Consider the following 6,031-nt stretch of genomic DNA (forward strand, 5'->3'; position numbering starts at 1 on the left):
TCGGGTTTTACAACACTTACAGCCGGCTGACCAGCGAAACACAGCCATCATTATTTTAACAAACCGCCGTATACCGAACGGTACGTACGGTGGTGTGAGAGGACAGATAGGGAAATAATCCCTATCTTCCTACTCGATTTATATCCTTACCACATTCCCGTGGCATATACTTTAAAAATCATTAACTTTGACAAGTCCAAAAAATAAAGATGAACAAACAAAAAGCGACTCTTCTTTTGGCCGATGGAACATTATTTAAAGGGACCCTGATAGGTAGTCCCGGTACCAACGGCGGTGAAATTTGTTTCAATACTGGAATGACCGGTTATCAGGAAATCTATACTGATCCATCCTACACAGGTCAGATAATTGTAACCACTACTTCTCATATCGGTAATTATGGTGTAATAGATTCGGAAAAAGAATCCGACCATCCAACTATTGCTGGAATTGTAGTAAACTCATTTTCAGAGGTGTTTAGTAGGATTGATGCCAGTGGTTCGTTACAAGATTACCTTGTCAAATACGGCATTTCAGGCATAGCTGATCTTGATACCCGAAAGCTTGTCAGGCATATCCGTGCAAAAGGAGCTATGAATGCCATTATCAGTTCTGAATTTGAAAATGACCTTGCTGGTTTAAAGGCTGAACTCAACAAAATTCCTGATATGAATGGGCTTGAGCTTTCGTCAAAAGTATGCACCAAAGAACCTTTTTTCTTTGGTGATGAAAATTCTGATTTTAAAGTTGCCTGTCTTGATTTTGGAATAAAACATAATATCCTAAGAAGCCTTTCAGAAAGAGGAGTCTATTGTAAAGTTTTTCCGGCTAAAACTACTTTAGAAGAAATGGAAAAATGGAATCCTGATGGATATTTCCTCTCCAATGGACCTGGTGACCCAGCTGTAATGGAATATGCAGTGAAAACAACAAAGGATATTCTTGACACCAATAAACCGGTATTTGGTATTTGCCTTGGGCATCAGATTTTGGCAGAAGCTTGTGGTATTTCAACTTATAAAATGCACCACGGCCATAGAGGTTTAAACCATCCTATAAAAAATCTAATTTCTGGAAAGAGTGAGATCACTTCTCAAAACCATGGCTTCGTGGTTAAAAAAGAAGATGTGGAAAACAGTGATATAGCGGAAATGACACATGTTCATTTAAATGACAAGACCGTAGCTGGGATAAAGCTGAAAAACAAGCCTGCATTCTCAGTGCAGTATCATCCTGAATCCTCGCCCGGTCCGCATGACTCAAGGTATTTATTTGATGACTTTATATCTTTAATGAACAATAATTAAACAACCTTAAACCTTTTAAATTATGACATTGATTCAATCAATTCACGCCAGACAAATTTTAGACTCAAGAGGAAATCCTACTGTTGAAGTAGATGTAGTGACTGAAAACGGAGCTTTTGGAAGAGCAGCAGTACCTAGTGGGGCATCCACGGGTGTAAATGAAGCAGTTGAGCTTCGTGATGGTGATAAATCCAAATACCTTGGAAAGGGCGTTTTAAAAGCAGTTTCCAACGTGAATGATATCATTGCTCCGGAGTTGCTTGGGATGGATGTTTTTGAGCAGAATATGATTGACCAAATCATGATCGATCTTGATGGAACTTCGACCAAAAGTAAGTTGGGTGCAAATGCTATTCTTGGCGTTTCTTTGGCAGTGGCCAAAGCAGCAGCTATGGAATCAGGTCAGCCGCTTTATAGGTACATAGGTGGGGTCAATGCAAATACACTACCTGTCCCTATGTTGAATATTATCAATGGCGGTTCTCATTCAGATGCTCCAATTGCTTTTCAGGAATTTATGGTAAGACCTGTTGGGGCTTCAAGTTTCTCTGAAGCAATTAGAATGGGCGCGGAAATTTTCCACAACCTTAAAAAAATTCTTCACGATAAAGGCTTAAGTACTGCCGTAGGTGACGAAGGTGGTTTTGCTCCTAATTTTTCCGGAGGTACCGAGGAGGCTTTGGCCTGTGTATTGGACGCAATCAAAAAAGCTGGTTACAAAGCAGGTGATGATGTCACCATTGCTCTTGATTGTGCAGCAACCGAATTTTACAAAGATGGCAAATATGATTATACAAAATTTGAAGGGCCTAATGGAAAAGTAAGGACCAGAGAAGAGCAGGTAGAATACCTGACAGAATTGACCCAAAAGTATCCAATTGATTCTATTGAAGATGGTTTTGCTGAAGATGATTGGGCGGGTTGGGCATTGCTTAATTCCAAAATCGGAGACAAAATCCAAATAGTTGGTGATGATTTATTTGTTACCAATGTCAAATTCCTCAAGAGAGGGATTGAGGAAAAATCAGCAAACTCAATCTTAGTAAAAGTAAACCAAATTGGAACATTGACTGAAACCCTAAAAGCTGTTGCAATGGCTCATAAAGCCGGCTTTACAGCGGTGATGTCACACAGGTCTGGGGAAACTGAGGATTCTACCATTGCCGATTTGGCGGTTGCCACTAACTGTGGACAGATCAAAACCGGTTCAGCTTCAAGATCGGACAGAATGGCTAAATACAATCAGTTGCTAAGAATTGAAGAGCAATTGGGTGAGGCAGCAATTTTTAATGGAAAGTAAGAAAATAACATCATGAATATTTAAAAAAAGACAGTCTTCGGGCTGTCTTTTTTAATTTTAATCAAGTTGAATTCCAGAACTTTTATTCATCAATCCATCGGTAGCTGTTTTCATTAAAAATGGAGGTTTTTCTGTAAATTGTTTTCGAAACTAAATCATTTACCAATATGAAAATAATGTATACTTTTTTGGTTTTTATGGGATTAATCTTGCCGGTTTTAGCCCAAAATAATTCACTTTGGCTTAGATATCCAGCCATTTCCCCTGATGGAAAAGAAATTGTGTTTGGATATAAAGGTGACTTGTTCAAAGTCAGTACCGATGGTGGTACAGCCTTGCCAATTACGCTTCATTAGGCCCAGGACCAAATGCCCGTAGGGAGTCCTGATGGTAAGCAGATTGCATTTGCCAGTGACAGATATGGGAATTTTGATGTGTATGTCATTCCTTCCAATGTAGGAGAGGCCAAAAGATTGATCTTCCATTCAGGAAATGACATCCCTTTGGATTTCAGTCCTGATGGTAAACATATCCTATTCAGTTCACCAAGAAATGATTTATAATCCTCTGTCCGTTTTCCAAATAAAGGATTGTTTGGAAAACTCTACCAAGTTACTGTAGAAGGAGGGCGAAGCATATTGCTTTCTACAGCAGGGTTTCAGTTTGCGAACTATGATCAAGGTGGAAGCAAAATTATTTTGCAGGATAGAAAGGGTTATGAAGATGAATGGAGAAAAAGGCAAAACTCTTCAGTTACCAGAGATATCTGGGATTATGATTTGAATACAAAAAAGTATACTCAGTTCAGTGATTTTGAAGGAGAAGACAAAGAGCCTATTTTTTCAGCGGATGGGAGATCAGCATATTATTAAAGTGAAAAAAACGGTGCCCAAAACATATATAAACGTGAAATTGCTTCCGGTTAAGAAGAGCAATTGACCAACTTCAAAGACCATCCTGTAAGACATCTGAGCAGATCAGATAATGATCTGTTGAGTTTTTCTTTTATCATTTTACCTTTTCAAGAATGATCATTTTCATTTCTTTGCCGGGAATTTCTTCCTTAAAAAGTAATATCTGCGAATCAGAATTGGCAATAACTTCATATTTGATAAGTCGGTTTCTGTTACCGATAAATTCCATTATCTCCAAGATTATTTTTCCGTTTTTCACATAGGGTGGGTTCAATTGATTCTTTTGAAGTGGTTGATTGAGGAGTTGATTGAAGAGCTTATCCTTATGATCGAATTTGTTCCTGTTGTATTTGCGCTCAAAACGGTAAGAAAATTCTTTGGATTCCAATAATTCTTTAATTTCATTGACGTTTGACTGATTTGATCTATAAATTATTGCGGAATAGGCAGATGTTTTAGAAAATACAGTATTCTCCTGAGTCTCTTGGGTTACTAATATATGGCTTCCTCCCCGCATTGATGCTTCTGTTTTCAATTTCCTTAAAGCCCGATTGTTAACGTTATTGATGGCTGCAATTGTTGTAACCCCTTTTGCTTTTGCAAAAACAGTCCCCACTTTTTTCATTTCCTCAGTAATCTCAGATTCAACTATGATCTCAATTTCATCAGGGATTGTATAATTTTCAATTTTCAATTGATTGTCAATTTGGGCAAATGACAGATTACAAACTAAAGTGAGGGCAAGTAACAGTAATGATTTTTTCATGGGTAAATTTTTTCTAAAAAAGATTAATGACTTAGTCTAGTAACGAAGTTACCTAGTCTAAGTTCCATGACTCACATCATTTTTAGTTGAAAAAATTCAGTAACTCTTTTTTCTGAGTCTAACTTGTTTACTCATAATTGATTAAATATATGATTCATTCTTCTAGCAATCTAGGTAAAAAAATAATCATTAATCATTTTCCCTTGTCAATTGCTCTCGTACAATATCCTCCTGTCTCATTCTCATGGATAATTCCTGTGCATAAGTTCTTCCTTTTTTGTATCCAAATTCTGTAAAAGCCTTTCCTGCCCAAATGCTCGCTCCTTGGAGATCCCCCAAAACCTCGTTGCCTAAGGCGATATTATAGCACAATCTACCTCCAGCTTTACTATCATTGATTTGCTTCAAGCCCCCATGCCAGGCCACTATTGCTTCCTCCCATTGACCTACCTGAGCCAAGCGTGACCCTCTTGCAAGCGCAGGGTTTGATTTTGGGTTTTCGTACATGTTACGGCTAATGGATACATTCATTGGGGCAATCCTTTTTGCATAACTTGCTCCTGCCATCCTTCCGACATATTGTGTGGCCCGGACTTTATCTATCAACATGGCTGCTGCCTGAGTTCGTGTTTCGGCTTCTGCTGACCATAAGTTGGTTTTGTCATAATTTACCTGATCAAAAATATTTCGGGTTTCAGGTTCATACAGCCTAAAACCTGCACTGACGGAAGCCAAGCCTTCCATGTATATCCCTTCCACTTCAATCTCTTTGGAATCCTTTCCTGTACCTACGATTTTTTTGACCGTTTTCTTTTTGTCAGTGATGATAAAGTCAGAGGAAAATTTTTCCAAAACCAAGACAGCATCGACTCCATATTGTCTACAAAGACCGTCTATCTGTTCATAAGTTAAAGGAGTGGGAAAAGTCTGGGCAAATAAACCTCCTTTTAGCCTTTCCCTAGCTCTGATGACTTCATATCTTGGTGAGGTATTCAATTCTTGATGTACTGTAGTCAGAGTGGCTTCTGCGGCATTTTTTACCTCAAAGGGTGCTTCTCCGGTAAGTATTCCCTCTATGATGGCCAATCCTTCACTTTGAGGTGCTGTCCTGTCCACCAATAATAAGCGTTGGACATAAGTTGGAACGCTGATTTCTGCGGGAACCATTCTGTTCAAGGTAATCGTCTTGCTACAAGAACCAAATAGTAATGATGCTAATAAGATGATTAGTGAAGAAATTTTTGGTTTCATAATATCTTGTTCAATTACTGAACTGATGATAATTAGAGGCTAATGGTTGCATAAATTTCAGAAATTTAGAAAAAAATTTGAATTTGATTTATGGAACTTTAACAATTGTTTTAGTACCTAAATATATATAAAATTCAATTCAATCTTGTTTTATACAATACCTCATAATCCCTTTCGACATCATTCTTATTTGGTGAAAACCAAAGATATCCTTCTTTATCCACAAATTCCAATCTGCCCAAAAAATCAGGAACAACCATATTTATTGGGAGACCTTCTTCATCAAAGACTGCTAGAATAGACTTGTTCTTTTGTCCAACAACCCTAAAGGATTCCTGAAAATCACTGATGCCTTCGGTAATATTTTTGTATTCCTCATCGGACAATCCTTGATTATAGGAAAGCAAAATTTTATCCCCTGATAGCAAAATATTATTAATAGAACCGTATGCAAAATCCCGAACATCAAAACTGATAACCTCCTTGTTTACCG

7 protein-coding genes and 1 pseudogene are annotated in these 6,031 nt (G+C 37.9%); 5 read left to right on the forward strand and 3 right to left on the reverse strand.

Annotated elements, in window-relative coordinates:
- Positions 1 to 209 precede the first annotated feature (209 nt).
- The 5 genes from carA (at position 210) to ACEW8U_RS02575 (ending at position 3,479) form a co-directional block, all read left to right on the forward strand.
- Positions 210 to 1,307, forward strand: a complete 1,098-nt coding sequence (gene carA, locus ACEW8U_RS02555) for a glutamine-hydrolyzing carbamoyl-phosphate synthase small subunit (protein WP_373520467.1) — start codon at positions 210 to 212, stop codon at positions 1,305 to 1,307.
- A 22-nt stretch (positions 1,308 to 1,329) separates the two neighbouring features.
- Positions 1,330 to 2,607 (forward strand): phosphopyruvate hydratase, encoded by a 1,278-nt coding sequence (gene eno, locus ACEW8U_RS02560; protein WP_373520468.1) that lies wholly within the window; start codon positions 1,330 to 1,332, stop codon positions 2,605 to 2,607.
- Between the two features lie 167 nt (positions 2,608 to 2,774).
- Positions 2,775 to 2,963 (forward strand): hypothetical protein, encoded by a 189-nt coding sequence (locus tag ACEW8U_RS02565; protein ID WP_373520469.1) that lies wholly within the window; start codon positions 2,775 to 2,777, stop codon positions 2,961 to 2,963.
- A gap of 12 nt (positions 2,964 to 2,975) precedes the next feature.
- Positions 2,976 to 3,170 carry a hypothetical protein gene (locus tag ACEW8U_RS02570; RefSeq protein ID WP_373520470.1) on the forward strand — a complete coding sequence of 65 codons (195 nt, stop codon included), beginning with the start codon at positions 2,976 to 2,978 and terminating at the stop codon, positions 3,168 to 3,170.
- Positions 3,171 to 3,197: 27 nt separating this feature from the next.
- The gene (locus tag ACEW8U_RS02575) at positions 3,198 to 3,479 is read left to right on the forward strand and encodes a hypothetical protein (protein ID WP_373520471.1); all 282 of its coding nucleotides are present in this window, start codon (positions 3,198 to 3,200) and stop codon (positions 3,477 to 3,479) included.
- 136 nt (positions 3,480 to 3,615) lie between these two features.
- Here ACEW8U_RS02575 and ACEW8U_RS02580 read toward each other — a convergent pair whose 3' ends face one another.
- The 3 genes and pseudogenes from ACEW8U_RS02580 to ACEW8U_RS02590 form a co-directional block, all read right to left on the reverse strand.
- Positions 3,616 to 4,287 (reverse strand): hypothetical protein, encoded by a 672-nt coding sequence (locus tag ACEW8U_RS02580; protein ID WP_373520472.1) that lies wholly within the window; start codon positions 4,285 to 4,287, stop codon positions 3,616 to 3,618.
- Between the two features lie 189 nt (positions 4,288 to 4,476).
- On the reverse strand, positions 4,477 to 5,538 hold the full coding sequence (locus ACEW8U_RS02585; RefSeq protein ID WP_373520473.1) for a DUF6340 family protein: 1,062 nt from the start codon (positions 5,536 to 5,538) through the stop codon (positions 4,477 to 4,479).
- A gap of 134 nt (positions 5,539 to 5,672) precedes the next feature.
- Positions 5,673 to 6,031 (reverse strand): annotated as a pseudogene (locus ACEW8U_RS02590) (hypothetical protein); the annotation flags it as partial.

The organism is Aquiflexum sp., from assembly GCF_041751335.1.
Classification (GTDB): Bacteria; Bacteroidota; Bacteroidia; order Cytophagales; family Cyclobacteriaceae; genus Aquiflexum.

What these genes read in the sequence shown, in the direction of transcription:
- carA (WP_373520467.1), top strand. Translation starts at nt 210, where the DNA reads ATGAACAAACAAAAAGCGACTCTTCTTTTGGCCGATGGAACATTATTT.
- eno (WP_373520468.1), top strand. Translation starts at nt 1,330, where the DNA reads ATGACATTGATTCAATCAATTCACGCCAGACAAATTTTAGACTCAAGA.
- ACEW8U_RS02565 (WP_373520469.1), top strand. Translation starts at nt 2,775, where the DNA reads ATGAAAATAATGTATACTTTTTTGGTTTTTATGGGATTAATCTTGCCG.
- ACEW8U_RS02570 (WP_373520470.1), top strand. Translation starts at nt 2,976, where the DNA reads ATGCCCGTAGGGAGTCCTGATGGTAAGCAGATTGCATTTGCCAGTGAC.
- ACEW8U_RS02580 (WP_373520472.1), bottom strand. Translation starts at nt 4,287, where the DNA reads ATGAAAAAATCATTACTGTTACTTGCCCTCACTTTAGTTTGTAATCTG.
- ACEW8U_RS02585 (WP_373520473.1), bottom strand. Translation starts at nt 5,538, where the DNA reads ATGAAACCAAAAATTTCTTCACTAATCATCTTATTAGCATCATTACTA.